22 protein-coding genes are annotated in these 25,863 nt (G+C 63.8%); 9 read left to right on the top strand and 13 right to left on the bottom strand.

What is annotated here, in order from left to right; all coding sequences use genetic code 11:
- Nucleotides 1-9 precede the first annotated feature (9 nt).
- The 3 genes from GC1_RS13370 to gatB all read right to left on the bottom strand — a co-directional run bounded on the left by GC1_RS13370 (nt 10) and on the right by gatB (nt 3,628).
- Nucleotides 10-510, bottom strand: coding sequence for a DUF4177 domain-containing protein (locus GC1_RS13370; protein WP_019298277.1), 501 nt, complete (start codon nt 508-510; stop codon nt 10-12).
- A 168-nt stretch (nt 511-678) separates the two neighbouring features.
- On the bottom strand, nt 679-1,920 hold the full coding sequence (pepT, locus tag GC1_RS13365; RefSeq protein WP_019294974.1) for a peptidase T: 1,242 nt from the start codon (nt 1,918-1,920) through the stop codon (nt 679-681).
- Between the two features lie 196 nt (nt 1,921-2,116).
- Nucleotides 2,117-3,628, bottom strand: a complete 1,512-nt coding sequence (gene gatB / locus GC1_RS13360; RefSeq protein ID WP_019296842.1) for an Asp-tRNA(Asn)/Glu-tRNA(Gln) amidotransferase subunit GatB — start codon at nt 3,626-3,628, stop codon at nt 2,117-2,119.
- 336 nt (nt 3,629-3,964) lie between these two features.
- Between gatB and GC1_RS13355 the strand changes: the two genes are divergently transcribed.
- Nucleotides 3,965-6,334, top strand: coding sequence for a Tex family protein (locus tag GC1_RS13355; RefSeq protein ID WP_019296841.1), 2,370 nt, complete (start codon nt 3,965-3,967; stop codon nt 6,332-6,334).
- Between the two features lie 44 nt (nt 6,335-6,378).
- Here the strand turns inward: GC1_RS13355 and GC1_RS13350 are convergent, their stop codons facing one another.
- From GC1_RS13350 to pepN, 3 genes are all read right to left on the bottom strand, one after another.
- Entirely contained in the window at nt 6,379-7,668 is a 1,290-nt protein-coding gene (locus GC1_RS13350; protein ID WP_019296840.1) for a hypothetical protein, read from the bottom strand.
- 161 nt (nt 7,669-7,829) lie between these two features.
- Nucleotides 7,830-8,288 carry a hypothetical protein gene (locus GC1_RS13345; RefSeq protein WP_019296839.1) on the bottom strand — a complete coding sequence of 153 codons (459 nt, stop codon included), beginning with the start codon at nt 8,286-8,288 and terminating at the stop codon, nt 7,830-7,832.
- Entirely contained in the window at nt 8,281-10,833 is a 2,553-nt protein-coding gene (gene pepN / locus GC1_RS13340) for an aminopeptidase N (protein ID WP_019296838.1), read from the bottom strand. The genes GC1_RS13345 and pepN overlap by 8 nt, the downstream gene beginning before the upstream one ends.
- A 222-nt stretch (nt 10,834-11,055) precedes the next feature.
- Here pepN and GC1_RS13335 point away from each other — a divergent pair, with 222 nt between their 5' ends.
- Nucleotides 11,056-13,203 carry a malate synthase G gene (locus GC1_RS13335; RefSeq protein WP_019296837.1) on the top strand — a complete coding sequence of 716 codons (2,148 nt, stop codon included), beginning with the start codon at nt 11,056-11,058 and terminating at the stop codon, nt 13,201-13,203.
- Nucleotides 13,204-13,312: 109 nt separating this feature from the next.
- Nucleotides 13,313-13,741: a GlcG/HbpS family heme-binding protein gene (locus GC1_RS13330; RefSeq protein WP_019296836.1), complete on the top strand. Its 429-nt coding sequence runs from the start codon at nt 13,313-13,315 to the stop codon at nt 13,739-13,741.
- A gap of 87 nt (nt 13,742-13,828) precedes the next feature.
- Here GC1_RS13330 and GC1_RS13325 read toward each other — a convergent pair whose 3' ends face one another.
- Nucleotides 13,829-14,308 carry a fasciclin domain-containing protein gene (locus tag GC1_RS13325; RefSeq protein WP_019296835.1) on the bottom strand — a complete coding sequence of 160 codons (480 nt, stop codon included), beginning with the start codon at nt 14,306-14,308 and terminating at the stop codon, nt 13,829-13,831.
- A 158-nt stretch (nt 14,309-14,466) separates the two neighbouring features.
- On the opposite strand from GC1_RS13325, the gene GC1_RS13320 reads away from it, so the two are divergent.
- From GC1_RS13320 to GC1_RS13310, 3 genes are all read left to right on the top strand, one after another.
- Nucleotides 14,467-15,087 carry a helix-turn-helix domain-containing protein gene (locus GC1_RS13320; RefSeq protein ID WP_019296834.1) on the top strand — a complete coding sequence of 207 codons (621 nt, stop codon included), beginning with the start codon at nt 14,467-14,469 and terminating at the stop codon, nt 15,085-15,087.
- A 108-nt stretch (nt 15,088-15,195) separates the two neighbouring features.
- On the top strand, nt 15,196-15,975 hold the full coding sequence (locus tag GC1_RS13315) for a gamma-glutamyl-gamma-aminobutyrate hydrolase family protein (RefSeq protein ID WP_019296833.1): 780 nt from the start codon (nt 15,196-15,198) through the stop codon (nt 15,973-15,975).
- Nucleotides 15,976-15,984: 9 nt separating this feature from the next.
- On the top strand, nt 15,985-16,500 hold the full coding sequence (locus tag GC1_RS13310; RefSeq protein WP_019296832.1) for a GNAT family N-acetyltransferase: 516 nt from the start codon (nt 15,985-15,987) through the stop codon (nt 16,498-16,500).
- 40 nt (nt 16,501-16,540) lie between these two features.
- Here the strand turns inward: GC1_RS13310 and GC1_RS13305 are convergent, their stop codons facing one another.
- Together GC1_RS13305 and GC1_RS13300 are read right to left on the bottom strand one after the other, a co-directional pair.
- Nucleotides 16,541-18,781: a xanthine dehydrogenase family protein molybdopterin-binding subunit gene (locus GC1_RS13305; RefSeq protein ID WP_019296831.1), complete on the bottom strand. Its 2,241-nt coding sequence runs from the start codon at nt 18,779-18,781 to the stop codon at nt 16,541-16,543.
- Between the two features lie 3 nt (nt 18,782-18,784).
- Nucleotides 18,785-19,249 carry a (2Fe-2S)-binding protein gene (locus tag GC1_RS13300; RefSeq protein WP_019296830.1) on the bottom strand — a complete coding sequence of 155 codons (465 nt, stop codon included), beginning with the start codon at nt 19,247-19,249 and terminating at the stop codon, nt 18,785-18,787.
- 93 nt (nt 19,250-19,342) lie between these two features.
- On the opposite strand from GC1_RS13300, the gene GC1_RS13295 reads away from it, so the two are divergent.
- Nucleotides 19,343-19,924 (top strand): TetR/AcrR family transcriptional regulator, encoded by a 582-nt coding sequence (locus GC1_RS13295; protein WP_019296829.1) that lies wholly within the window; start codon nt 19,343-19,345, stop codon nt 19,922-19,924.
- A gap of 31 nt (nt 19,925-19,955) precedes the next feature.
- On the opposite strand, the gene kynA is transcribed toward GC1_RS13295, so the two are convergent.
- The 4 genes from kynA to GC1_RS13275 form a co-directional block, all read right to left on the bottom strand.
- Complete coding sequence (gene kynA / locus GC1_RS13290) at nt 19,956-20,789, bottom strand: tryptophan 2,3-dioxygenase (RefSeq protein ID WP_019296828.1); 834 nt, start codon at nt 20,787-20,789, stop codon at nt 19,956-19,958.
- Nucleotides 20,790-20,937: 148 nt separating this feature from the next.
- A complete protein-coding gene (gene kynU, locus GC1_RS13285; RefSeq protein ID WP_019296826.1) occupies nt 20,938-22,131 on the bottom strand; it encodes a kynureninase in 1,194 nt (397 codons plus the stop codon).
- 81 nt (nt 22,132-22,212) lie between these two features.
- Nucleotides 22,213-22,590 (bottom strand): MmcQ/YjbR family DNA-binding protein, encoded by a 378-nt coding sequence (locus GC1_RS13280; RefSeq protein ID WP_019296825.1) that lies wholly within the window; start codon nt 22,588-22,590, stop codon nt 22,213-22,215.
- Complete coding sequence (locus GC1_RS13275) at nt 22,590-23,342, bottom strand: SDR family NAD(P)-dependent oxidoreductase (protein WP_019296824.1); 753 nt, start codon at nt 23,340-23,342, stop codon at nt 22,590-22,592. The genes GC1_RS13280 and GC1_RS13275 overlap by 1 nt, the downstream gene beginning before the upstream one ends.
- Nucleotides 23,343-23,694: 352 nt before the next feature.
- Here GC1_RS13275 and GC1_RS13270 point away from each other — a divergent pair, with 352 nt between their 5' ends.
- Entirely contained in the window at nt 23,695-24,144 is a 450-nt protein-coding gene (locus GC1_RS13270; RefSeq protein ID WP_019296823.1) for a methyltransferase family protein, read from the top strand.
- Between the two features lie 137 nt (nt 24,145-24,281).
- Nucleotides 24,282-25,853 carry a Re/Si-specific NAD(P)(+) transhydrogenase subunit alpha gene (locus tag GC1_RS13265; RefSeq protein WP_039498668.1) on the top strand — a complete coding sequence of 524 codons (1,572 nt, stop codon included), beginning with the start codon at nt 24,282-24,284 and terminating at the stop codon, nt 25,851-25,853.
- Nucleotides 25,854-25,863: the final 10 nt, after the last annotated feature.

The following is a 25,863-nucleotide window of genomic DNA, read 5'->3' as shown; positions in this document are numbered from 1 at the left end:
TCCAAGAGCTTACTCTTTATCGCCGTCCTTGATCCCGGCCCGTGCCTTCAGCGCAGCGGTCATGCCGGAGACCGGGCTCAGTTCCTCGACCCCGTCATCGGCCTGCATCTTTGCGGCACCGGGGCCAGGCACCTGTTCCGCTTCCGGCGGGGCCTCCGGGTCGCCTGCGGCCGCCGTCAGCCGCGGTGTTTCCGGTTCGCTGTGACGGAATTCCACCGACGGCGCGGCGGGCTCCTTACGGCCCTTTTCCGGCGCTTTGGCGGGCTTTTCCTCCACCGCAAGCGCACGGCGGAACACCATCACATTGCGCCAGTTGGTGGCGGAGCCCATCATGCCGGAGCGCTCCTCGCTCGGCAGCAGCTCGGCGCGCTGGAACTCCCAGCCCTCGGCGGCCATCTCATTGAGCAGGATCTCGATCGAATTGGCAAAGCGCGCCTCCGGTGTCTTCACCCCTTTGGCCTTGGTGCCCTTGGCCGGGGCGGGGACAACCTTGTATTCAAATGCTTGCATGAACGTCTCCTGTCTTGAGCGCAGGTTTAGCGGAATGGGGGGGGCGGTCAAGGGGCAGGGCGTTTGGGCAATGCGCGGTCCTTCGCCGTTTTCCGGCGCGGAAAACGGCCCGGAAAACACGTGTTTTCCGAGCCGGAATTTTCGCAGAATTCCGGTTTCTGGGCTGTTTCAGCCCTCTGACGTCGCCATCTGCACCAGGGTCAGACAGACCTCCGTGGCTTTGGCCATGTCCTGCACCGAAATCCACTCCAGCGGCCCGTGCACATTCTGCATGCCGGTGAAGATATTGGGTGTCGGCACCCCGAATTCAGTCAGGCGCGATCCATCTGTGCCACCGCGGATCGGGGCAGAGATCGGTTCGATCCCATGCGCGCGGCAGGCCGCCAGCGCCAGCTCCACCGGCGTCATGTCATTTTCCAGCCAATAGCGCATGTTGCGGTATTGCGGGAAAATCTCACAGGTGATTTCCGCCCGCGGCTCAGTGGCTTGCACCGCCTCGCAGACACTGCGCAGCAGGGTGCCCTTGGCGGCCAGCCCGTCCAGTTCAAAGTCACGCAGGATCAGCTTGATCTCCATCTCCGAAGACCCGCCGTTCATGTCGGTGATGTGGATGAACCCTTCGCGGCCCGCGGTGGTTTCCGGCGTCATGGTGGCCTGCGGCAGGGTCTGCACGATCTTCGCCGCCAGATGCGCGGCGTTGACCATCTTTTCCTTGGCCCAGCCGGGGTGGATCGACACACCCTTCACACTCACCACCGCGCGGTCGGCAGAGAAGCTCTCATAGACGATCTCGCCTGCGTCGCCGCCGTCCAGCGTATAGGCGAAGTCCACACCCAGGTCCTTGGGCAGCTGTTCGCCGACCCCGCGGCCGATCTCCTCGTCCGGGGTGAAGGCGAGGCGGATCTTCGGATGCTGGATCTCCGGGTTTGCCAGCAAGTGCTGCGCCAGCGTCATGACGATGGCGACGCCCGCCTTGTCGTCTGCGCCCAGCAGGGTGAGGCCGGAGGCGGTGATCAGATCATCGCCCTGTTTGGAGGCCAGATAAGGGGATTTCTGCGGCGACAACACCAGGTCCGGATTGTCGGGGAAGGTGATATCACCGCCGTCATACCCTTTGATCACCCGCGGCTTGACGCCGGTGGCATTGAACTGGGGCGCGGTATCCACATGGGCGAGCAGTCCGATGGCCGGCCCCGGCGCTGTGGCGGGAATGGTCGCCAGCACCACGCCGTAATCCGTCAGCGTCACGTCTGCGGCTCCCATCTCCTGCAGCTCCGCCACCAGCAGGTTCAGCATGCCGAACTGGATTTCAGTGCTGGGAGTGGCGGCGGATGTCTCGTCGCTCTGGCTGTCTATGGCGGCGTAGCGGACCAGACGGTCCTCAAGTTCCTGATCGAAATTGGGCTGCATGAAACCTCCGGGATTTTGGCGGGAGGAAAGCCCTTGGCGCGGCGAAGGTCAAGTCGGGGAATTCCGCTGCAGTGGCGGGGAAAGGCACCGCCCGGTGCACAGGGGGTGTACAGGGGGTGCACGCAGGACACCCCCGTTTCCGGCACGAAAAAGGGCGCCGCTTGGGGCGCCCTTCCGGTATCGGATGTGCGGCGGATCAGCCGCCCAGTTTCTTGGCGACCAGCTCGTTCACCGCCTTGGGGTTGGCCTTGCCGCCGGTGGCCTTCATCACCTGGCCGACAAACCAGCCCGCCAGCTTCGGGTTCACCTTGGCCTTCTCCACCTGCGCCGGGTTGGCGGCGATGATTTCGTCCAGGGCGGTCTCGATGGCGCCGGTATCCGTCACCTGCTTCATGCCGCGTTCCTCGACGATCTGCGCCGGGTCGCCGCCTTCGGTATAGACGATCTCAAAGAGGTCCTTGGCGATCTTGCCGGAGATGGCGTCAGAGGCGATCAGGTCGATGATGCCGCCCAGCTGGGCCGGAGAGACCGGGGATTCGGTGATCGCGTGGTCTTCTTTCTTCAGGCGGCCGAACAGCTCGTTGATGACCCAGTTTGCAGCCAGCTTGCCGCTGCGGCCCTTGGCGGTTTCCTCAAAGAAGGCCGCCGATTCCACGTCTGCGGTCAGTACCGATGCGTCATAGTCTGAGAGGCCGAAGTCGTTGATGAACCGCACCTTTTTCTCGTCCGGCAGCTCCGGCAGGTTGGCGGCGATATCATCAACCCAGGCCTGCTCGATTTCCAGCGGCAGCAGGTCGGGATCGGGGAAATAGCGGTAGTCATGCGCTTCTTCCTTGGAGCGCATGGAGCGGGTTTCGCCCTTGTCCGGATCATACAGGCGGGTTTCCTGCTCGACCTTGCCGCCGCCCTCGATGATGGCGATCTGGCGGCGCGCCTCGACTTCGATTGCCTGCTGGATAAAGCGCATGGAGTTCATGTTCTTGATCTCGCAGCGGGTGCCGAGGTGGCTGAAGTCCTGGGTTTCCTGGTACTTCTCATACTGGCCCGGCAGGCAGACCGAGACGTTCACGTCGGCGCGCAGGTTGCCGTTCTGCATGTTGCCGTCGCAGGTGCCCAAGTACTGCATGATCTGGCGCAGCTTGGCGATATAGGCGGCGGCTTCCTCCGGTCCCCGGATGTCGGGGCGGGAGACGATCTCCATCAGGCAGACGCCGGTGCGGTTGAGGTCGACAAAGGACATGTTGGGGTCCATGTCGTGGATCGACTTGCCCGCGTCCTGCTCCATGTGGATACGCTCCACCCGCACGTTGCGCGCGGTGCCGTCGCCGAGTTCCACCAGCACTTCGCCTTCGCCCACAATGGGATGATAAAGCTGGGAAATCTGGTAGCCCTGCGGCAGGTCGGGGTAGAAGTAGTTCTTGCGGTCAAAGGCGGACCACAGGTTGATATCGGCCTTCAGCCCCAGCCCGGTGCGCACGGCCTGTTCGACGCAGTATTCGTTGATCACCGGCAGCATGCCGGGCATCGCCGCGTCCACGAAAGCCACGTTGGAGTTCGGCTCGGCGCCGAACTTGGTGGAGGCGCCGGAGAACAGCTTGGCATTGGAGCTGACCTGGGCGTGCACCTCCATGCCGATGACCAGTTCCCAGTCATGCTTGGCGCCCGCGATCACCTTGGGCTTGGGGAGTTCATATGTCAGGTCGAGCATGGTTTTCCGCCGTATCCGAATGTCAGTTGCAGTGGCATGGTGCGATGTTTCACCGGCACAATGTCATTTTCAGTTGCACAGCGTTCTAGGCCCGGCGGCGCGCAGGGGCAAGAGGGCAGGTGACGGAGAAAATTCTGCGCGGTGCGGATAGCCCTTATTTTGCACGGGCTGCAAGCCCGGGCAGCGCCCGTCCGCCCCCACGGGCGGGCGCTTCGCGTCCACCCTCGGACGGTCGCTGCCCTTCGCAATGGTTCGCTTGGGGCAGATTCAGCCTCTTGGCGGGGTGCATCAGGAGGGCTAGAACTGGCAGCCCGAGCAGTTCAACAGGAGGCCGCCTTGGACACATCCGCCCGCATCAGCCAGACCATTGCCACGGAAATCGGCGCCGCCGCCAAGCAGGTGAGCGCCGCGGTTGCGCTGCTGGATGAAGGCGCCACGGTCCCCTTTGTCGCACGCTACCGGAAGGAGGCAACCGGCGGGCTGGATGACACCCAGTTGCGCACCCTGGCGGAACGGCTGGCGTACTTGCGGGAGTTGGAAGCGCGCCGCGCCGCCATCCTTGAGTCGATCAAGGGGCAGGACAAGCTGACCGATGATCTGGCGGCCTCGATCGCCAAAGCGGAGACCAAGGCGCAGCTGGAAGATATCTATCTGCCTTACAAGCCCAAGCGGCGCACCAAAGCGATGATCGCCAAGGAAAACGGGCTGGAGCCGCTGGCAGATGCCATCCTGGGCGACCGCAGTGCCGATCCGGAGAAGCTGGCGGAAGGGTATATCACCGAGGCCGTGGCCACGGTGAAGGACGCGCTGAACGGCGCGCGGGATATCCTGACCGAGCGGCTGACGGAAAACGCTTCCCTGCTGGGGCGGCTGCGGGAGTTCCTGCAGCGGGAGGCGGTGCTGACCGCTAAGGTGATTGAGGGCAAGGAGCAGGAGGGCGCCAAGTTCTCTGACTATTTTGCGCATTCCGAGCGCTGGGCGGATGTGCCCTCGCACCGGGCGCTGGCGATGCTGCGCGGCTCAAACGAAGGCGTGCTGACGCTGGACGTGGGACCGGAGCCGGAAGAGGGCGTGGCCCGGGCGGGAGGAATGGTCGCGGCGGAGCTGGGCGCGGGCGGCAATGGCCCAGGCGACAAGTGGCTGCGCAAGGTCGCGGGCTGGACCTGGCGGGTGAAACTGAGCCTCTCGATGATGCTGGAGCTGATGGGCGATCTGCGCGGCCGCGCGCAGGAAGACGCCATCCAGGTTTTTGCCCGCAACCTCAAGGACCTGCTGTTTGCAGCTCCGGCCGGTGCGCGGCCGACCCTCGGGCTGGACCCGGGCATCCGCACCGGCGTCAAGGCGGCGGTGGTTGATGCAACCGGCAAGCTGGTGGCGACAGAGACCTTGTACCCGTTCCAGCCGAAGAACGATCTGCGCGGCGCGCAGGTGTCGATTGTGAAACTGATCGCCGAACATGGCGTGGAGCTGATCGCCATCGGCAATGGCACCGCCAGCCGCGAGACCGAGCGGATGGTGGCCGAAGTGCTGAAACATCTGCCTGCCAAGATCAAGGCGCCGACCAAGGTTGTGGTGAGCGAGGCCGGCGCCTCGGTCTATTCCGCGTCCGAACTGGCGGCGCGGGAGTTCCCGGATCTGGACGTGTCCTTGCGCGGGGCGGTGTCGATAGCCCGGCGCCTGCAGGACCCGCTGGCGGAACTGGTGAAGATCGAGCCCAAGAGCATCGGTGTCGGCCAGTACCAGCACGATGTGGACCAGCACAAGCTGTCGAAGTCGCTGGAGGCAGTGATCGAGGACGTGGTGAACGCGGTGGGCGTCGACCTCAATATGGCCTCAGCGCCGCTGTTGTCCCACGTCTCGGGCCTTGGCCCCGGATTGGCGGAGGCGATTGTGGCGCACCGTGACATGAACGGCGCATTCAGCTCGCGCAAGGAACTGCTGAAGGTTGCACGGCTTGGGCCCAAGGCGTTTGAGCAATGCGCGGGCTTCCTGCGCATCCGCGACGGCAAGGAGCCGCTGGATGCCTCGTCAGTTCACCCCGAAAGCTATGATGTGGCACGCAAGATCGTCGCTGCCTGCGGGCGCGATATCCGCCAGATCATGGGCGACGGTGCGGCGCTGAAGTCCCTGCGGGTGGAGGATTTTGTGGGCGGAGAGGTAGGCTTGCCCACCGTGCGCGACATCTTTCAGGAACTGGAAAAACCGGGCCGCGACCCGCGCCCGTCTTTCGTGACGGCCTCTTTCAAGGACGGGGTGGAGGAGATTACCGACCTGAAGCCTGGCATGGTGCTGGAGGGCACAGTGACCAATGTGGCGGCCTTTGGCGCATTCGTCGACATCGGCGTGCATCAGGATGGTCTGGTGCATGTGAGCCAGCTGGCCGACCGGTTTGTGAAGGACCCGCATGAGGTGGTGAAGACCGGCCAGGTGGTCAAGGTCACCGTCACCGAGGTGGACGTGCCGCGCAAGCGGATCGGGCTGACGATGAAGAAGGACGGCGGCGCCTCAGCCAAGGAGGAGCGGAACGCCCGCGGCCCGGCCAAGGGCGCGGGACCGCGCCGTGGCGGCAAGCCGGGCGGGCATCAGGGAGGCGGCAAGGGCAGGACGCCTGCCGCACCCAAGGGCGGCCAGAGCCGTGATCAGGGTTCCGGCCAAGGCACAGGGGCGCTGGGCGCGGCTTTGATGGATGCCTTCAAGAAGAAATGATGGAACGGGGCCGCGGCCCCGTTTTTCTTTTCAAAACAAAATCTTCAAGCTGAAGTGAGCTGCAGGCCTTGTTCTGTAAAGGCAACCTGCTGGCCGTTTTCGATTTCCTCACGGAACTGGGCGGCAATTGCTTGCAGCGCGCCGGCGTGACCGCGGGCGGCGAAGCGGCTGACCGAGCGGATGCGGGTGCTGTTGTCGAAGCCTTCCTCTGCGTGGGCCCAGACCAGCGGGTGCAATTCGCTCAGGTGATCGCGGATCAGCCAGTTTGCGGCCTCAGCGATCTTCAGCCTCTGCCTGTCACTCTGCGGGTCCCGGTCCGGCCCCTTGGACAGGGCAACGGTGCAATAGGCGGTCAGCAGGTTGATCATCTCCTGCGAGGGGTTGGCCCGCACGATGTCGCGCAGCCCGTCCAGAAAGAACTGGGTGTCGACGCGGGCGCAGGCCTGATCGTCGATGGAGATGGCGTCAAAATAAACCCAAGCGTAGCCGCCTGCGCCCCAGGTCTGTTCGGTGCGGGCAGCGGTGCGGCGGGCTTCCAGCTCCAGCGCGGCATAGGAGCCGGAAGCGCCGGGCAGCATCTGTGTGCCAAGCGCGCGCATGTGGCGGTGGTTGCCGGGGGCCAGATCAATCAGCGCGCTGTAGGCGTCTGCCACCTGCATGGTGCCGCTGCGGCGGCCGGCATAGAGCGCGCATTGCGCCGCCAGCAGGAACGGGCTGTTCTGGCTGGACTGCGCAATCGGGTCCAGCAGGGCCGCGGCACGGTCGAAGTGAGCGGCGCAGCGGCGCTGGTTCGGGGGTGGCGTATCCTGCCCGCCGGTGCCGCGCCAGGCCCAGCCGATATCGATATGGGCCAGCGCCACCAGGGCTGTCAGATACGGATCGTGGCGGTTCTCTGCCCGCAGCGCCTCAAACGCCATCAGGCCACGGATCAGGGCGCGGCTGCCGGCGTTTTGGCTTTCGGTCAGGGCATGTTCGGTTGCTGTCACCACATCGGCGCGGGCGCCATAGGCGATGAGATCGGCCAGCGGCAGGCCGCATCGGGCGGCGGCGCGGGTCTCGTCAGCGTCGCGGATCTGCTGCGACAGATCTTCCCACAGCTCCTGGCGGGCCAGGAACTGGCCGCGGTCCTGGGCCGCGATGCACTCGGGGTCGCCGTGTTCGCTGCGGACCGGGATGGACAGGCTGTCTTCGAGCCGCCGTGCAGGATTCTGACCGGCAGCGGCAGGGGCTGGTGAAGGGGCTGGGACCTGGCGCGCAGCAGGCCGGGACCGGCTGGAAACCAGGCCTGATATGCGGGACAGAAGATCCCGTGCCTGTCGAGACTGTGTGAGCATTTGTGCTTCCTGATACGTGGCAGCTTATCGTTGTTCACAGTTTCGTCAGGCAATGGGGCGCAAAGATGGCGGCACTGAGGAAGTTAATGCGCTTGGGCGGTTAACCGCGCAAGGCTGTTTAAAATCCAAAATGGTTTTGCCGCGCGATTGACGGAGGGCTTTCAGAACGCAGTGAAATGGTGGCGTTCCGTGCGGATGCCGCGCTTCTGAAATTCCGCATCGGCATCGGCGTGCGGCGGGGTGGCCTCTTGCGGCAGACGGATTCGTTTGCCGCTGCGCAGGACCAGCGTCGCGCGCACCGAGAAGTCCCAGCGGGTGTCGAACCGCACGTGGTCTATCTCATCCAGCTGCGCCTGTCCGGTCAGCTTGCCGGTGAACCACTCAATCCGGTCTTGGGAAATATTCAGCCCGGACAGCGGGTTGCGGATCAGGTCCGCAATGGCAGGCAGAACGGGAAGTGCCAGAAGGATCACCAGCCACAGGGCGGCGTCCAGCACCTGCCACAGCACCAGAAGGGCAGCCAGCCAGCCGCCCGTTGCAATAATGGCCGCCCGGGAGCGGCCCCGGCGGGAGAAGCTATAGTCCTCCGCCGGGACTGGTGTGACAGGCGTTTCAGGCATCCAGGATACGGGTCACCATTTCATTGGTGTCACGGCTGAGGCCTTCTGTATCCGCAATACGTGTCAGCTGGGCGCGGATCATCGACTGGCGCCCTGCATCATAGCGCTTCCAGGTCTGGAAGGCGGCGCACATGCGGGCAGTGGTCTGCGGGTTCAGCCTGTCCAGCGCGATCAGGTTGTCGGCCAGCAACTGATAACCCTCGCCGCTGGAATGGTGGAAGCCCGCGTGATTGCCGGCCAGCGCCCCCATCACTGCACGGAAGCGGTTTGGGTTCTTCATGTCGAACAGCGGGTGTTTGGTAAGCGCCGCAGCGGTTGCAGCTGTCTTCTCCGGCGCGGCGCAGGCGATCTGCAGGGCAAACCACTTGTCCATCACCAGCCGGTCGTCCTGCCATTGATCAAAGAACGCCTGGCTTTGCGTTTCGCCGTTCTCCGCCTTCATCAGGGCAGCCAGCGCGGCAGACTGCTGGGTCATGTTGTCGGCAGAGGCATACTGGCGCGCGGCCTGTTCGCCGCCGTCGAGCCGGGTCAGCAGCGACAGGATGCGGCCATTCAGGGCGCGTTTGCCGGAGCTTTCGGCATCCGGGGAATAGGGGCCTTCGACGGTGGTGGCTGCATAGAGCCGGGGCAGGCTGGTTTCCAATTGCTGCGCCAGGGTCTGGGCGAAGGTCTCTGCGGCGTCGTAGATCTTCTGCGGATCGGGGGTATAGCCGCGCTCATGCAGGGTTTGGGCGATGTCGGCCTGGCTGGGCGGTGACAGCACCAGGGCGCGGAACGCCGGATCCTGATCGTCGTCGCGCACCAGTTTTTCCAGCGCGTCGAGATAGGCGGCATCGGGCGCGGCCCCGTCCAGCACCATCGCCACGCGGGTTTCTTTGGCCAGCGCATTGCCGGCCTCCCAGCGGTTGAACGGGTCGGTGTCGTGGGCCAGCAAAAAGGCGCGTTCGGCGTTGGTGGTCTCGCGCTCCAGGATCACCGGGGCGGAGAATTCACGCAGGATAGAAGGAACCGGCTTGGAGGCGAGGCCGCCGAAGGTGAAGCTTTGCTTGGCTTCGGTCACTTCCAGCACCTCAGTTGCGCGGATTTCGTCGCCGTTGGGCGACAACAGGCCCACCGCCACCGGAATGACCCGCGGCGCCTTGTCGGGCTGGCCCGGCGTCGGCGGCGTCGATTGCTCAAACGTCAGGGTATAGGTGCCGTCGGCGTAGTCTTCCGTGACCTTGACCCGCGGAGTGCCCGCCTGGCTGTACCACAGTTTGAACTGGCTGAGGTCGCGCCCGGTGGCATCCTCGAACACTTTCAGCCAGTCCTCGATGGTGCAGGCTTGGCCGTCGTGGCGCTCGAAATAGAGCTTCAGAGCCTTGTAGTAGTTGTCATCGCCCACCAGCCGCTTCAGCATGCCAATCACCTCGGCGCCCTTTTCATAGACGGTGGCAGTGTAGAAGTTGTTGATTTCCTGGAAGGCTTCGGGGCGCGGCGGATGGGCCAGCGGGCCGTTGTCCTCGGGGAACTGGCGGGCGCGGAGCGTAATCACGTCGTCGATCCGTTTCACCGGCTCAGAGCGCATGTCGGCAGTGAACTGGGCGTCGCGGAAGACGGTCAGGCCCTCCTTCAGGCACAGCTGGAACCAGTCACGGCAGGTGATGCGGTTGCCGGTCCAGTTGTGGAAATACTCATGGGCGATGATCGCCTCGATGCGTTCGAAATTGGCATCCGTGGAGGTTTCGGGCGACGCGAGAACGCAGGAGGAGTTGAAGATGTTCAGCCCTTTATTCTCCATCGCGCCCATGTTGAAGTCGTCGACGGCGACGATGTTGAACAGCTCCAGGTCGTATTCCAGGCCGTAGACGTCCTCGTCCCATTTCATCGACTTCTTCAGCGCCTCCATGCCAAAGGCGCATTTGCCTTCGTCGCCGGGGCGGACCCAGATGTTCAGCTCCACCTCCTTGCCGGATTTGGTAGTGAAGCTGCCGGGATGGTTCACCAGATCGCCGGCCACCAGCGCAAACAGATAAGCCGGTTTCGGCCAGGGGTCGTGCCATTCGGCCCAGCCTTCGCCCTGGCCCATGGGATTGCCGTTTGACAGCATCACCGGCTCGTCGCCCTCAATCCGCACGGTGAAGGTGGACATCACGTCGGGGCGGTCGGGGTAATAGGTGATCTTGCGGAAGCCCTCGGCCTCGCACTGGGTGCAATACATGCGATTGGACATGTAAAGCCCTTCCAGCGCGGTATTGCCGGCTGGGTTGATCTCCACCTCGGCTTCCCAGGTGAAGGGGGCGCTGGGCACATCGCATTTCAGGCCGCCCTCGACCAGTTCCGGGGTCACCGCCTGGCCGTCGATTTTGGCCGAGATCAGCTGCAAATCCTCGCCGTGCAGGAAGAAGGTCTTGTTTGCCGCGTCCGGTTTCGGGGCAAAGCGTATTTTGCTCAGGACGCGGGTGGTTTCCGGCGCCAGGCGGAAGGTCAGGTGAACGCTTTCGACGTCAAACCCAAAGGGCGTGTAGTCTTTCAGGTAGAAGGTCTGGGGCGTGTCTTTGGCCATTCTCGCTCTCCTCTGCACTGCTTCTTTTCAGGTGTAGAGGATAGGGGCGGGACTGCAAGCGGATTGGCGGTTGAAATGCGGCTTCCGGAAAATCCGCAGCACTTTCTTGAAAATCAAGAAATTGAGTTCGGTTTCACAAGGCGCCTGTTTTGTTGCCGATCGGAAACCTCTATCCTAGACAGGTGTCAGCATACAGTGGTGTACCGCCGGAAGGAGCAGAGCATGAACCGGGTCGAAAAACAGGGAATTCAGGTTGCGCCGGAGCTGGCGGAGTTCATCGAGAAGCAGGCGCTGCCGGGCACCGGGATCGAGGCCGAGGCGTTCTGGAAAGGCCTGGCGGAGCTGGTGAACGCCTTCGGCCCGGAAAACCGGGCGCTGCTGGCCAAGCGCGAGGACATCCAGGCCAAAATCGACGCCTGGCATATCGCCAACCGCGACAAGCCGCATGACCACGAGGCCTACAAGGCGTTTCTGACAGAGATCGGCTACCTGCTGCCGGAGGGTGGCGATTTTGAGATCGAAACCCAGAACGTGGACCCGGAGATTGCCAAGGTGCCGGGGCCGCAGCTGGTGGTGCCGATCACCAACGCGCGTTATGCGCTGAACGCGGCCAATGCGCGCTGGGGCAGCCTGTATGACGGGTTCTATGGCACTGACGCGATGGGCACTCCGGCCCCCAAGGGCGGCTATGACAAGGGCCGCGGCGCGCGGGTTGTGGCGCGGGCGCGGGTGTTTCTGGACGAGGCCTTCCCGATCAATGGCGCCAGCCACGCCGACGTGCGCCGCTATCACGTGCAGGACGGCCAGCTGCTGATCGACGACCTGCCGCTGGCGCAGCCGGAGAAATTTGCAGGCTACCGCGGCAACCCCAAGGCGCCCGAAGCCGTGCTGCTGCGCAACAATGGCTTGCATGTGGAGCTGGTGTTCGACCGCGCCCACGCCATCGGCGCCCGCGATCAGGCCGGTCTGGCCGATGTGCGGCTGGAAAGCGCGATGTCGGCGATCATGGACTGCGAGGATTCGGTCGCCTGCGTCGATGCCGAGGACAAGGTGCAGGCCTATTCCAACTGGCTGGGCCTGATGAAGGGCGATCTGGAGGCGGAACTGGAGAAGGGCGGCAAGACCATCACCCGCCGCCTGAACCCGGACTTCGGCTATACCGCACCGGACGGATCCGCCATGTCCGTCAAGGGCCGCGCCCTGTTGTGGGTGCGTAATGTCGGCCACCTGATGACCAACCCGGCGGTGCTGGATCAGGACGGAAACGAGGCATACGAGGGCCTGCTGGACGCGCTGATCACCGTGATGATCGCCAAACACGACCTGAAGCGCGAGGGCGGCAACTCTGCCCATGGCTCTGTCTATGTGGTGAAACCCAAGATGCACGGGCCGGAGGAAGTGGCGTTCACTGACCGCATCTTCGGCAAGGTCGAGGATATCCTGGGCCTGCCGCGCCACACCGTGAAAATCGGCATCATGGATGAGGAGCGCCGCACCTCGGTGAACCTCAAGGAATGCATCCGTGCCGCCAAGCACCGGGTGGCCTTCATCAACACCGGCTTCCTCGACCGCACCGGTGACGAGATCCACACCTCGATGGAGGCGGGGCCGTTCAGCCGCAAGGATTTCATCAAGCGCAAGGGCTGGATCGGCGCCTATGAGAACCTGAACGTCGACATTGGCCTGGAATGCGGGTTGTCCGGCAAGGCGCAGATCGGCAAGGGCATGTGGGCGATGCCCGACATGATGGCGGCGATGCTGGAGCAGAAGATCGAGCATCCGAAATCCGGCGCCAATTGCGCCTGGGTGCCGAGCCCGACTGCCGCCACACTTCACGCGCTGCATTACCACAAGGTGGATGTGCTGGCGGTGCAGGCCAAGCTGAAAGAGGGCGGCCGCCGCGCCCATGTGGACGGTATCCTGGAAATCCCGCTGGCCACCTACCGCAAATGGACCCCGCGCCAGATCGCCCGTGAGGTGGACAACAACGCGCAAGGCATCCTGGGCTATGTGGTGCGCTGGGTGGACCAGGGCGTCGGCTGCTCCAAGGTGCCGGACATCAATGACGTCGGCCTGATGGAGGACCGCGCCACCTGCCGGATTTCGGCGCAGCACATCGCCAATTGGCTGCACCATGGCGTCGTCTCGGAAGAGGAGGTGATGGGCTCTTTGCGCAAGATGGCCAAAGTGGTGGACGAGCAGAACCGCGGCGACAATACCTACCGCGCGATGGCACCGGGCTATGACACCATCGCATTCAAGGCGGCCTGCGATCTGGTCTTCAAGGGGCGGGTGCAGCCTTCCGGCTACACCGAGCCGGTGCTGCACGCCCGGCGGCTGGAGTTGAAGGCCCAGGAAGCCGCGGCCTGACCGCGGCAAACTGACCGGATGAAACAGTTTCCCTGCAAAAAGGGGTAGTCAAAGGGGGCCTTTTGGCCTCCTTTTCTGTTCCGTAACGTCAGGAGAGGAGGCTGAACTGATGGCTGGGATTTCACTGGAGCAGGCGCGCACTATCATCCGCGTGGCGCTGGAGAAGGGGCATGAGCTGAACCTGAAACCGCTGTCGGTAGTGGTGCTGGACGCCGGCGGCCATGTGCAGGCATTTGAGCGTGAAGACGGCGCCGCGCCGGGCCGCTTCCCAATTGCCCACGGTAAGGCCTATGGCTCGGTGATGCTGGGAATGGCCGGCAGCGCCCAGATGGCGCGGGCAGAGGCGCAGTCCTATTTTATGGCAGCGGTGAACGGCGTTTACGGCGGCCAGGTGGTGCCGGTGCCCGGCGGTGTGCTGGTGCGCGGTGCCGATGGCGCAGTGATCGGAGCGGTCGGCGTGACCGGCGATACCTCGGACAACGACGCCATTGCGGCTATGGCGGGCATCGAAGCTGCGGGCCTCAAGGGCGAAATCTGAAAAAGTGCCCCTCCCGCAGGGACGGGAGGGGATGCTCTGCAAGCGGTCTTACTGCCCTAAACTAAGGGCAGGAGGGGAAGGCCGCTATTAGGGCAGGATTACGGTGTCGATCACATGGATGACGCCGTTTGCGGTTTCGATATCCGCGGTGGTGACCGAGGCGTCATTGATCTTGACGCCGCCGTTCAGGGACACCGTGATTTCCTTGCCCATCACGGTTTCCGCTTTCATTCCATCGCTCAGATCCGACGACATCACCTTGCCCGGCACCACGTGGTAGGTGAGGATCTGGGTCAGCTGCTCGCGGTTTTCCGGCTTGAGCAGGTTTTCGACCGTGCCTTCGGGCAGGGCGGCAAAGGCTTCATCAGTCGGGGCGAACACCGTGAAAGGCCCGTCGCCCTTGAGCGTGCCCACCAGGTCCGCGGCGGTCAGCGCGGCGGCCAGGGTTTCAAAGCTGCCGGCTTCAACTGCAGTGTCGACAATGTCCTTGGATGCGGCAGGCGCGGCGGCAGGCAGGGCCAGGCCGATGGCGATTGCGAGAGCTGTCAGGGAAGGGCGGTTAAACATCTCGGATGATCCTTTCTGTCACTGGCAGGAGCGGAAAGCCCCTTGGTGATTGCAGCATTTCATGCAAGAATTTTGCATACAGTGCACATTTGTGTGATGTGCATGATTTTTGCATGATGTTAAAATCAAGAGCGCAAGTTTGCTCTGGAGGTGAAACCGTGAACCGGACAGCGCTGTCAGACACCCTGCAGGACGGGCTGGAGGCCTATCGAATCGGTCCGAAAGTACGGACCCTGCGCCTTGCTAAGGACATGGGGCTGGCCCAATTGGGGGAACATACCGGCCTGTCCGCGGCCATGCTGTCGCGGATCGAGCGCGGGCAGGTGTTTCCGACACTGGCAACGCTGCTGCGCATCGCCTTGGTGTTTGGCGTCGGGCTGGATCATTTCTTTGGACCCGGCGAGGAAGAACCGGTGTTTGAGGTGGTGCGGGCGCGCGACCGCCTGAAACTGGGGGACAAGACCGACGGGCCGGTGTCCTACCTGTTTGAAAGCCTGGATTTCCCGGTCTCAAAAAGCCGGTTTCAGGCCTATCTGGCGGAGTTCCCGGCAACGGCGGTGCAAAGCAAGCCGCACAGCCACGAGGGCGCGGAGATGCTCTATGTCATCGAGGGCAGCCTGCAACTGTCCATTCATGGCAAAACCGAAGTGCTGCAGAAGGGCGACTCGGTCTATTTCGATGCGGGTTTCGAACACAGCTACCGGGCTGCAGGCGGCCAGAGATGCAAGGTGATCACCGTCGTGTCCGGCGGCAATGCGGCAGGCAAGGAGGGCAGCTGAGGCGGAGGCGTGTGCGCATGTGAACAATCTGTTGCGCCGCAGGAACTGTTGAACCCGGGCAGTGGCAGAGCTAGGTTTTTCTAAAGGACAAGGATTTACAGGCAGATCATGGCGCGACCCAAAGTAGGCATCATCGGCAATTCCTATCTGCTGAACGATCAGTATCCCGTGCACGCGGGCGGGACGATGAATTCCGAGGCAATCGCCGAGGTGGCGGGCTGCATGCCGCTGATGATCCCCTCGGATCCGCGGTTCGTGACGGTGGCGGAACTGCTGGATACCTTCGACGGCTTCCTGCTGACTGGCGGGCGGCCCAACGTGCATCCCAATGAATATGGCGAGGCCGAGACGGAGGCGCATGGTGCCTTTGACCGGGCACGCGACGCGATCACGCTGCCGCTGGTGCGTGCCTGCGTGGAGCGCGGCCAGCCGTTTCTGGGCATCTGCCGCGGTTTCCAGGAGGTGAACGTGGCGATGGGCGGCACCCTGCACCCGGAAATCCGCGACCTGCCGGGGCGGATGAATCACCGGATGCCGCCGGACGGCACGCTGGAGGAGAAATTCGCCCTGCGCCACACGGTCAAATTCAGCTCTGGCGGGGTGTTTCACCGCCTGTTCGGCGCGGAGGAAGTGATGACCAACACCCTGCACGGTCAGGGCATCAAGCGTCCCGGCGCGCGGGTTGTCATCGACGGCCACGCGCCTGATGGCACGCCGGAGGCGGTCTATATCAAGGACGCGCCGGGGTTCACCCTGTCGGTGCAATGGCATCCGGAGTGGGAGGCGGCGGCGGACCCGGTTTCGCGGCCGCTGTTCGAAGCCTTTGGCGCTGCAGTGCAAGCCTGGGCCGCGGGCGGCCCGCAGGCTGGTCTTCAGAAGACGGCATAGGGTTCTTTCATGACACAAGAAGGTGCAGGCGGCGCTGCCTCGGGGCTGCGGGCGTTCACTGTCAGGCGCGGCAGGGCTGAAGATGCAGCCGCGCTGGCGGATGTATTCCATTCAGCGGTGCATGGCCTTGCCAGCCGCCATTATACTCCGGAGCAGATTGCCGCCTGGTGTCCGGAGGCCCCGCCGCCGGATCTGTTCCGGCAGCGGGTTTGCGATGGCCGCAAGCTGTGGGTGGCCGCGGACAAGGCGGATGTTGCTGCGGCCTTCATCGACCTGGAGGCAGACGGCCATATCGACATGCTGTTCTGCCATCCGCGGGCTGCGGGGCAGGGCGTTGCAGCAGCCTTGTACGGGCAGTTGGAGGCCGCAGCGCAAAGGCAAGGGCTGGTGCAGTTATACGTGAATGCCAGCGAGGCCGCGCGCGGGTTCTTTGAGCGGCAGGGGTTTGCCGTTGAACGGCCGCGTGAGGTGGAGCGCCGCGGTGTGACGCTCCACAACTACCGCATGGTGAAACCGCTCGCCTGAGAATTTGCGGCCCGCCCCGGCAGGGCAGGCCGCGCAGGTGTCAGATCAGCAGATCGAAGTCATGCATCAGCGGCAGCCGCCGGGCGCGTTTGCCGGTGAGGTCAAAGAGCGCATTGGCCAGCGCCGGAGCCGCTGGCGGGGTGCCGGGCTCGCCTGCGCCGCTGATATGCGATTGCTCTTCCAGAATACGCACCTCCACTTCAGGCATCGTGTGCATGCGGATGGCGTCGTAGTCGGGGAAGTTCCCTTGTTCCGCCGCACCTTCGGCGAAGGTGATCTCGCCGAACATGGCAGCTGACAGCCCATAGGCCATGCCGCCGAACATCTGTGCTTCCAGGTTCTGCGGATCCAGCGCAACGCCCAGGTCGGCGGCGATCCAGGCCTTCCTGAGGCGGATCAGACCGCCTTCCTCCGTCACCTCGATCACCTGTGCCACGGGCGTGCCGAAGCTGTAGGTCATGGCAACGCCCCGGCCAACGCCATCAGGCGTCTTACCGGTCCAGCCGGACATCTCCTTGACCGCTTCCAGCACCTTGGCTGCAGGTGCCCATTCCTGGCGTGTGAGGGCCAGCCGGAATTCCAGCGGATCGGCTCCGGCCGCATGGGCCATCTCGTCCATGAAGCTTTCCATGAAGAAGCCGTTGAAGGACGCCCCGACAGACCGCCAGGCGCCGATCGGGACCTGCAGGTCCGCGGCGTGGCCGCGGATGCGGTAGTTGGGGATGCCGTAGGGCTGGTTGAAGGCGCCGTCGACAAGTGTTGTGTCGGGACCCGCAGGTGTCATGCCGAACCAGCGGCTCATCAGCTGCGGGGTCAGCGCTTGGCTGGCGATCTGACCGTCCAGCAGGACCGCGCTGCCGTCCTTCACCGCGCCCCGCATCCGGGCCATGGCACCGGGGCGGTAGAAATCATGGGTCATGTCTTCTTCCCGGCTCCAGGTGAGCTGTACCGGGGTGCCCGGCATCTGCCGCGCCAGCTTGGCGGCATAGACCGAGAAGTCCATCTCGCCGCGCCGCCCGAAGCCGCCGCCCATCAGAGAGGTGTTCACTTGGACCTGTTCAGGGTCGATCCCCAACGCATCGGCGCAGTGGTTGCGGGTGAGAAGCGGCCCCTGGTTGCCGCTCCAGAGCTGCAGTTTGCTGCCGTCGTAGAGTGCGGTGGCGTTCAGCGGCTCCATCGTCGCGTGGGCAAGGAAGGGCACCTCGTATTCGGCGGAGACTTCCTGCGCCCCTTGGGGAAGTGCGGAGACATCGCCATCGTCGCGCAGGGTGGAGTTCGGCTCAGCGTCAAAGGCCGCGCGGATGGCGTCCTGGATTTCCGCTTGCGTGTCCGGAATGGGGGCAGGCCCCCAGTCTGCGGCGACCGCCTCGGCGGCCTGGATGGCGAGCCATGTGTTGTTTGCAACCACGGCAAAGGCATTGCCCAGGTCCACAACTTGCTCGACGCCCGGCATTTGCAGCGCTTCGCTGGCATCAAAGCCGTTTATGGAACCGCCAAGGTGCGGGTTGGCCTTGAGGGCCGCGAATTTCATCCCTGGCAGGCGCATGTCGATGCCGAACTTAGCTGTGCCGGTGGCCTTGCCGGGCATGTCCACACGCGGCTGCGCCTTGCCCAGCAGTTTCCATTCGCTGCGGTGGCGCAGTTGGGCCTCCACCGGTTCCAGCCCGGCAGCCTCAGCAGCCAGATCGGTATAGGCGATTTCAATGTTGCCGGGGGCAATCACCTTGCCCTCCTTGGTGGACAGCTGGCTGCTGGCAATGCCCAGCCGGTTGGCTGCGGCAAGTTTCAGCGTTTCCCGGGCAGAGGCGCCCGCGGCCCGCATCCGCTCATACCCGTCCTTCATCGAGGAGGAGCCGCCGGTCACCTGCATGTCCATCAGCTTGCCCGCATGGCCAAGCGCCTCGCCCAGCGAATGTATGAACCGCGATTTGTCGTAGCCTTTGGAGGGGATCACTTCCCCCAGCAGGGCGGAGTTGTAATAGGCAGTGGCGGCTGGGCCGTGGATGACCTCCACCTGGTCCAGCGTCACGTCCAGCTCTTCGGCGATCAATGCGGCCCAGGTGGTGTGCACGCCCTGGCCCATCTCGGCGCGGGGGGCGATCAGAGTGATCTTTTCGTGTGAGATCATCACAAACGGGTTAAACGCCGCTTCGCCATCTGCCGGTTTCAGCGGGTTCGGGGCCGGCCGGCTGACGTAATAGGCGCCGAAAGCAACGCCGCCGACAATGGCGGCAGAGCCGATCAGGAAGCTGCGGCGGGCAATTTTCTTGAAACTGGCCATAGGTTACGCCTCCTGCATCTTCTGGGCGGCAGAATGGATGGCTGCGCGGATGCGCGGGTAGGTGCCGCAGCGGCACAGGTTGCCCTGCATCGCCTCGTCAATCTCCGCGTCCGAGGGGGCCGGGTTCTCTGCCAGCAGGCTCGCCGCCTGCATGATCTGGCCGGACTGGCAATAGCCGCACTGGGCTACCTGATGCTCCACCCAGGCCTGCTGGATTGCCGCCATGGCGTCCGGCGTGCCAAGGCCCTCGATCGTTGTCACCTCGCCCCAGACATCCGAAAGCGCCACCTGGCAGGAGCGCACCGCCTCGCCGTCGATATGGACGGTGCAGGCGCCGCAGGCAGCCACGCCGCAGCCGAACTTGGTGCCGGTGAGGCCGACCTCATCCCGCAGAACCCAGAGGAGGGGCACATCATCAGGCAGATTCACCTGATGGGTTTTTCCATTGATGCGCAGGTCTGTTGGCATGGCGGGACTCCGTTGCTGTGCTTCTGACAAAAATAACTAGTTTTGTCAGGGTGTCAATTGACATTTTTAACAAACAATGTCAGAAGCGGAAACATGAACATGGCAGGCATTGATCCGAAACAGCAGGCAATCCTTGAGGCCGCCTGGATGGCGTTCTCAACTTACGGATTCCGCAAGACCTCGATGGATGACATCGCCAAGGGCGCGGGCATGTCTCGGCCTGCGCTGTATCTGCATTTCAAGAACAAGGACGCGATTTTCCGGGCGCTGGTGGCCGCCTATTACGGCAACGCGGCTGCCGGGGTGCGGGCGGCGCTGGCGGAACCGGGGCCGCTGCCGGAGCGGCTGCTGGCGGCCTTTCAGGCCCAGGGCGGCGAAGCGGTTGAGCAGATGATGGCCTCGCCGCACGGGATGGAGCTGTTCGAGGTCACCAAACATGTGGCCGGTGCGGAAATCGAAGATGGCGAGGCTGCCCTCTGCGCGCATTACGCCGCTTGGCTGGAGCAGCAGGCCGGGGCGGGAGAGGCCGCGCTGAGCGGTGAGGCGTCGGTGATTGCCCGGACCCTCTGCGCCTCATTGAAGGGGATCAAGCAAACTGCCGCGGATTACGAGGCTTACCAGGACGGGGTGCGCCAGCTGGCGGCCCTTGCCGGGGCGGGGCTGACGCCGCGGTGAGGCGGGCCGGAGTATCCGACCCGCCGAAGTTTCAAAGCTCGGTGCGCAGGTGCCACAGCTCGGGGAACAGCTCCACCTCCAGCATCCGTTTCAGATAGCTGACGCCGCCAGTGCCGCCGGTGCCGCGCTTGAAGCCGATGACGCGCTCCACCGTGGTCACATGGTTGAAACGCCAACGGCGGAAGTAGTCCTCGAAATCCACCAGTTTTTCGGCCAGCTCATAGAGCTCCCAATGGGTTTCGGTGTCGCGGTAGACCTCGGTCCAGGCGGCCTGCACCGCTTCATGCGGCTGATAGGCCTCCGACACATCCCGGTTCACCACCTCATCCGGCAGCGCAAAGCTCTGCGCCAGCGCCTTCAGCGCCACATCGTATAGCGACGGCTGTTTCAGTTCCGCCTCCAGCAGCGCCAGAATGTCCGGGCGGTGGGCGTGCGGGCGCAGCATCGCCTTGTTGCGGTTGCCGAGCATGAATTCGATCTGCCGGTATTGATGGGACTGAAAGCCGGAGCTTTGGCCCAGCTCATCCCGGAACGCAGTATAGTCCGAGGGTGTCATGGTGCGCAGAACATCCCAGGCGGAATTGAGCTGCTCGAAGATGCGCGCCACCCGCGCCAGCATCTTGAACGCCTGCCGCGCCTGACCGCCCAGCAGCCGCTCGCGGGCGGCGCTCAGCTCGTGAATGGCCAGCCGCATCCACAGTTCTGACGTCTGGTGCTGAATGATGAACAGCATTTCGTCATGGGTATTGGTCCATGTTTTCTGCGCGTTCAGCAGCATGTCGAGCGACAGGTAATCGCCATAGGACATGCGCCCGTCAAAGGACATCTGGGCGCCGTCTTCGGCGGGATCATAGGGTTGTGTCATCGGATTATTCCTTTTCCTAAATGCAGTATAAGTCAGGGAAAGGAATGCGTCCTCCGGTTCAGGGTGCCGCATTGGGCCAGGCGGCGCCACAGCGCGACCCAGCCCGCCGGGCGGCAGAGCGGCAGATGGTATGCGCGGCGCAGGCGCATCAGGTGACCGCGTGGCGGACCATGTATTCCGGCCGGTCCCACAGGGCGTTGGTCATGACATCCGTGATGATCTCAGCCGCCGTGCGCACGTCACCCTCGTCGATATACAGCGGGGTGAAGCCGAACCGCATGATATCCGGCGCCCGGAAATCGCCGATCACGCCGCGGGCGATCAGCGCCTGCATCGCAGCATAGCCTTCGTCGAACTTGAACGACACCTGGCTGCCACGGAACGCCGGGTCGCGGGGGGAGGCGAGCTCCAGCTGCGGGCAGCTTTCCTCAACCAGGGCAATGAACAGGTCGCACAGCTCAATGGACTTGGCGCGCACCGCGTCCATATCCGCCATGTCCCAGATATCCATTGCGGCCTCCAGCGCGGTCAGCTGCAGGATCGGCGGGGTGCCGACGCGCATCCGGTCGATGCCGCTGCCGGGGCGGTAGTCGAGGTCGAAAGCAAAGGGTGCCTCATGCCCCAGCCAGCCCGACAGCGCCGGGCGGGCGGTCTCCGCGTAGCGCGGCGAGACATAGATGAAGGCCGGCGCGCCGGGGCCGCCATTCAGATACTTGTAGGTGCAGCCAACGGCGAAATCCGCCTTGCACCCGGCCAGATCCACCGGCACCGCGCCAGCAGAATGGGCCAGATCCCAGACCGTCAGAACGCCAAGGGCGTGGGCCTTTTCGGTAAGCGCCTTCATGTCGTGCTTGCGGCCGGTGCGGTAATCCACCTCGGTGATCATCAGTACCGCGATCTCATCGGTGATGGCGTCTTCAACCGCTTCCGGGTCCACCACCCGCAGCTCATAGTCCGGCCCCAGCGACTTCAGCAGCCCGCTGGCCATATAGAGGTCGGTTGGGAAGTTGCCGTTGTCCGACAGCACCACCTTGCGCCCCGGGTTCAGCTCCAGCGCCGAGGCAACGGCCTGGTAAACCTTGATCGACAGCGTGTCGCCCATCACCACATGGCCCGGCTCCGCCCCGATCAGCCGCCCGATCCGGTCTCCCAGCGCCTTGGGCTTGTCCATCCAGCCGGCCATATTCCAGCCGGTAATCAGCATCTGGCCCCATTCGTCCTGCATCATCGCCGCGACCCGGTCCTTGGCAGCGCGGGGCAGGGGGCCGAGCGAGTTGCCATCCAGATAGATCACCCCGTCGGGCAGGTCGAACATCGCCTTGGTTGCGGCAAAATCGGTCATGGAGGGCCTCGCGTCTGATGGGTATTTTAAGCTTGAAGCTTTTTTGGTTTGCTATCCTATCCTGGACGTTCTGTCCAGTGCCTAGCCGCCCGCCGGCTGCGGATCCGGTATCCCGAACTCGGCGCGCTTCTTCTTCGACAGCTTCGCAGTGACCATCTGATAGGACAGGGTGATCTGCTCCTTCAGCTCCGTATCGGTCAGCCCGTTTTCATCATACTGCTGCAGCCACTTCATCCCCCGCGATGCCAAGTAAGGGGCCGGACGGACGCCGGGGCGCTCTTGCAGCACCTCATAGGCGATGTCGCCGGCCTTGAAGGTGAAGGCATCCCTGCCATCGGCCCAGCCGCAGACGGCGAACAGCTTGCCGCCCGCCTTCCAGACGTCTGCGTTGCCCCATTGAACCACATGTTCGGCTGCTGGAAAGGTGGCGCAGAACTCATTGAAATCCTTGCGGTCCATCACATCTGCCCGCCCGAGATTTCGATGCACTGGCCGTTCACTGACCCGGACCCGGGACCGCAGAGCCACAGGGCGGCGGCGGCCACTTCCTCCGGCTCGATCAGCCGCTTGTGGCGATTGGCGTTCACCATCACGTCCAGTGCCTCCACCGCGCTCATACCGGCGCGCTGGGCGATGGAGGTGATGTTGCGCTCCACAATCGGGGTGTCCACGTAGCCGGGGCACAGCGCGTTGAAAGTGAAGGGTGTGCCCAGGTAATCCTCGCTGAGGGCGCGGGTCAGCCCGACCAGCCCGTGTTTGCTGGCGGTGTAGCAGGCGCCGCCCTTCAGCCCGCGCAGGCCCGCGACAGATGAGACGGTAATAACCCGCCCCCAATCGGTCTGCCGCATTGACGTGAAGCACTCGCGGATGGTCAGGAAGGCACCGTCCAGATTGGTGGCCATCATGTTGCGCCAGAACGCCATCGAGGTCTTGTGCAGCGCCGCGCCTTCGGCAACGCCGGCATTGGCGACGCAGATCTGGACCGGGCCGCGGGCCTCCACCGCCACGTTCACTTTGGCCGCCACATCCTCTTCGTCGCGCACGTCCATTATCAGCGGATGCAGCCCTTCTGTTGCAGCATCCTCCAGCACTTCCTGCCTGCGTCCGGTAATGGTGACCTGCGCCCCCTCCGACGCCAAGGCCCTGGCAATTGCCAGCCCGATCCCGGTGCCGCCGCCGGTCACCAGCGCGTGTTTGCCTTGCAAAGTCATGATATCCGGCCTCCCTGTTTTCCGGTCAGCCTATCGTGGGGCGGCCATCTGGCAAGACCGTCGTGCCGTCACGGCCGCTTTGGGGGACGAATTACGTGTTTCTGAGGCGGCCGCGCAGGCAACCGGGCTGCGGATGCCAAACAGTACACGAAGAAATACATAGGCATCCGGACGAAACTATGCAGGATCATGCCGCAAGCGGGAACGGATTCGCCGTTTTCGCGGCATGTGGGGCAAATTGTCCTTTTCTTTCAATCCCGGCCAAAGCGGGCTGGACGAGCAGGCCGGTTAAAGGAAGGTTGCCCGCGATGCGTGGTGTTTCAAACAGATGTCTGCAAGAGGGCAGAGCGTGATGCGGTGGCTGGATGTGCCGCCGGTCTGGCTGGCTGTCTTTGTTGCCGCGGCTTGGCTGCAAGCGGACCGTTTTGCCTTCGGCCTGTCTTTCGGCGGGGCCTGGGCAGAGTTTCTGGCAGGCATTCTTGTGGGCGGCGGCATCGTGCTGGCACTGCTGGCAATCACCGAAATGCGGCGCCAGAAAACCACCGTGATCCCGCACCGGACGCCCAGCCGGCTGGTGCAATCGGGCATCTTCAGCCGCAGCCGCAACCCGATCTACCTGGGCGATGTGCTGATCCTGGCGGGGCTCATCCTGTGGTTCGATGCGGTGCTGTCGCTGCCACTGATCCCCATCTTCCTGTGGCTGCTGGAAAAGCGGTTTGTCATTCCGGAGGAAAACCGGATGCGGCGCGAATTCCGGGCGGACTGGGCCCGGTACGAGAAGAAAGTGCGCCGCTGGGTGTGACGTCAATGCGGCGATGCGGCATAACTTTGCGGCAATGCGGCAAAATCCTTGCGCAATAATATTGCGCAATGTAGAGAGAATTATTGTGATCCGAACCCGGGCGTTGCTGGCGCGGGCAAGACGAGGGGAACCAAAAGGTGAAAATAGGTACACCAAAAGAAACATTCCCGGGTGAAAACCGGGTTGCGATGACGCCGGATTCGGCGAAGCAGCTGCAGAAGCTGGGCTATGAGTGCGCGATTGAGGCCGGGGCGGGCGCCGCTGCGGGCTTTTCCGATGCGGCCTATGAGGCGGCAGGCGTTGAGGTCGTCAAGACCCCGGCAGCGCTGTGGAAGGCCTGCGATATTGTCGCCAAGGTGCGCCAGCCGGATGCAACCGAGCTGAAGCGGCTGACCAAGGGCAAGACGCTGATCTCCTTCTTCAACCCGGCAGGGAATGAAGAGGGGATGGAGCTGGCCAAGTCGAAGAAGGCCAACGTCATCGCCATGGAAATGGTGCCGCGGATTTCGCGCGCGCAGAAGATGGACGCGCTGTCGTCGATGGCCAATATCGCGGGCTACCGCGCGGTGATCGAGGCGGGCAACAATTTCGGCCGCTTCTTCACCGGCCAGATCACCGCGGCAGGCAAGGTGCCGCCTGCCAAGGTTCTGGTGGTCGGCGCCGGGGTGGCGGGGCTTGCCGCCATCGGCACCTCGACCAGTTTGGGCGCGGTGACCTATGCCTTCGACGTGCGGCCTGAAGTGGCTGAGCAGGTCGAGTCGATGGGGGCCGAGTTTGTCTATCTGGACTTCGAGGAAGAGCAGCAGGACGGCGCTGCCACCGGCGGCTATGCGGCGGTCTCCTCGCCGGAGTTCCGCGAAGCGCAGCTCGCCAAGTTCCGCGAGCTGGCGCCGGAGATGGACATCGTCATCACCACCGCGCTGATCCCCAACCGTGAAGCGCCGGAGCTGTGGACCGAGGATATGGTTGCCGCAATGAAGCCGGGTTCGGTGATCGTTGATCTGGCGGCGGAAAAGGGCGGCAACTGCAAGCTGACCGTCGCGGATGAGAAGGTCGTGACCGACAACGGCGTCACCATCATCGGCTACACCGATTTCCCGTCCCGGATGGCGGCGCAGTCCTCGTCGCTTTACGCCACCAACATCCGCCACATGATGGCCGACCTCACGCCGGAGAAAGACGGCCAGGTCAACCACAACATGGAAGACGACGTGATCCGCGGCGCCACCGTCACGTTTGAGGGCGAGATCACCTTCCCGCCGCCGCCGCCCAAGGTGCAGGCCATTGCGGCCAAACCCAAGGAGGCCGTGCCGGAGCTGACGCCGGAAGAAAAACGCGCCAAGGAGGTTGAGGCCTTCAAGGCGCAGACCAAGAGCCAGGTCACCCTGCTGGCAGGCGGCGGTGCGCTCCTCTTGCTGGTCGGGCTGTTCGCGCCGGTCAGCTTCATGCAGCATTTCATCGTCTTTGCGCTGGCCTGTTTCGTGGGCTTCCAGGTGATCTGGGGCGTTGCGCATTCGCTGCACACGCCGCTGATGGCTGTGACCAACGCGATCTCCTCGATCATCATCCTGGGCGCCTTGATGCAGATCGGATCGGGCAGCTTCCTGGTGATCCTCTTGGCGGCGCTCAGCGTTTTCATGGCCGGGATCAACATCTTCGGCGGCTTCCTCGTCACCCGGCGCATGCTCGCCATGTTCCAGAAATCTTAAAAGAGGGGCC

Source organism: Leisingera sp. ANG1, assembly GCF_000203975.2.
Lineage (GTDB): Bacteria > Pseudomonadota > Alphaproteobacteria > Rhodobacterales > Rhodobacteraceae > Leisingera.
The sequence above is the reverse complement of the archived record's forward strand: the minus strand, read 5'-3'. Positions and strand labels throughout refer to the sequence as shown.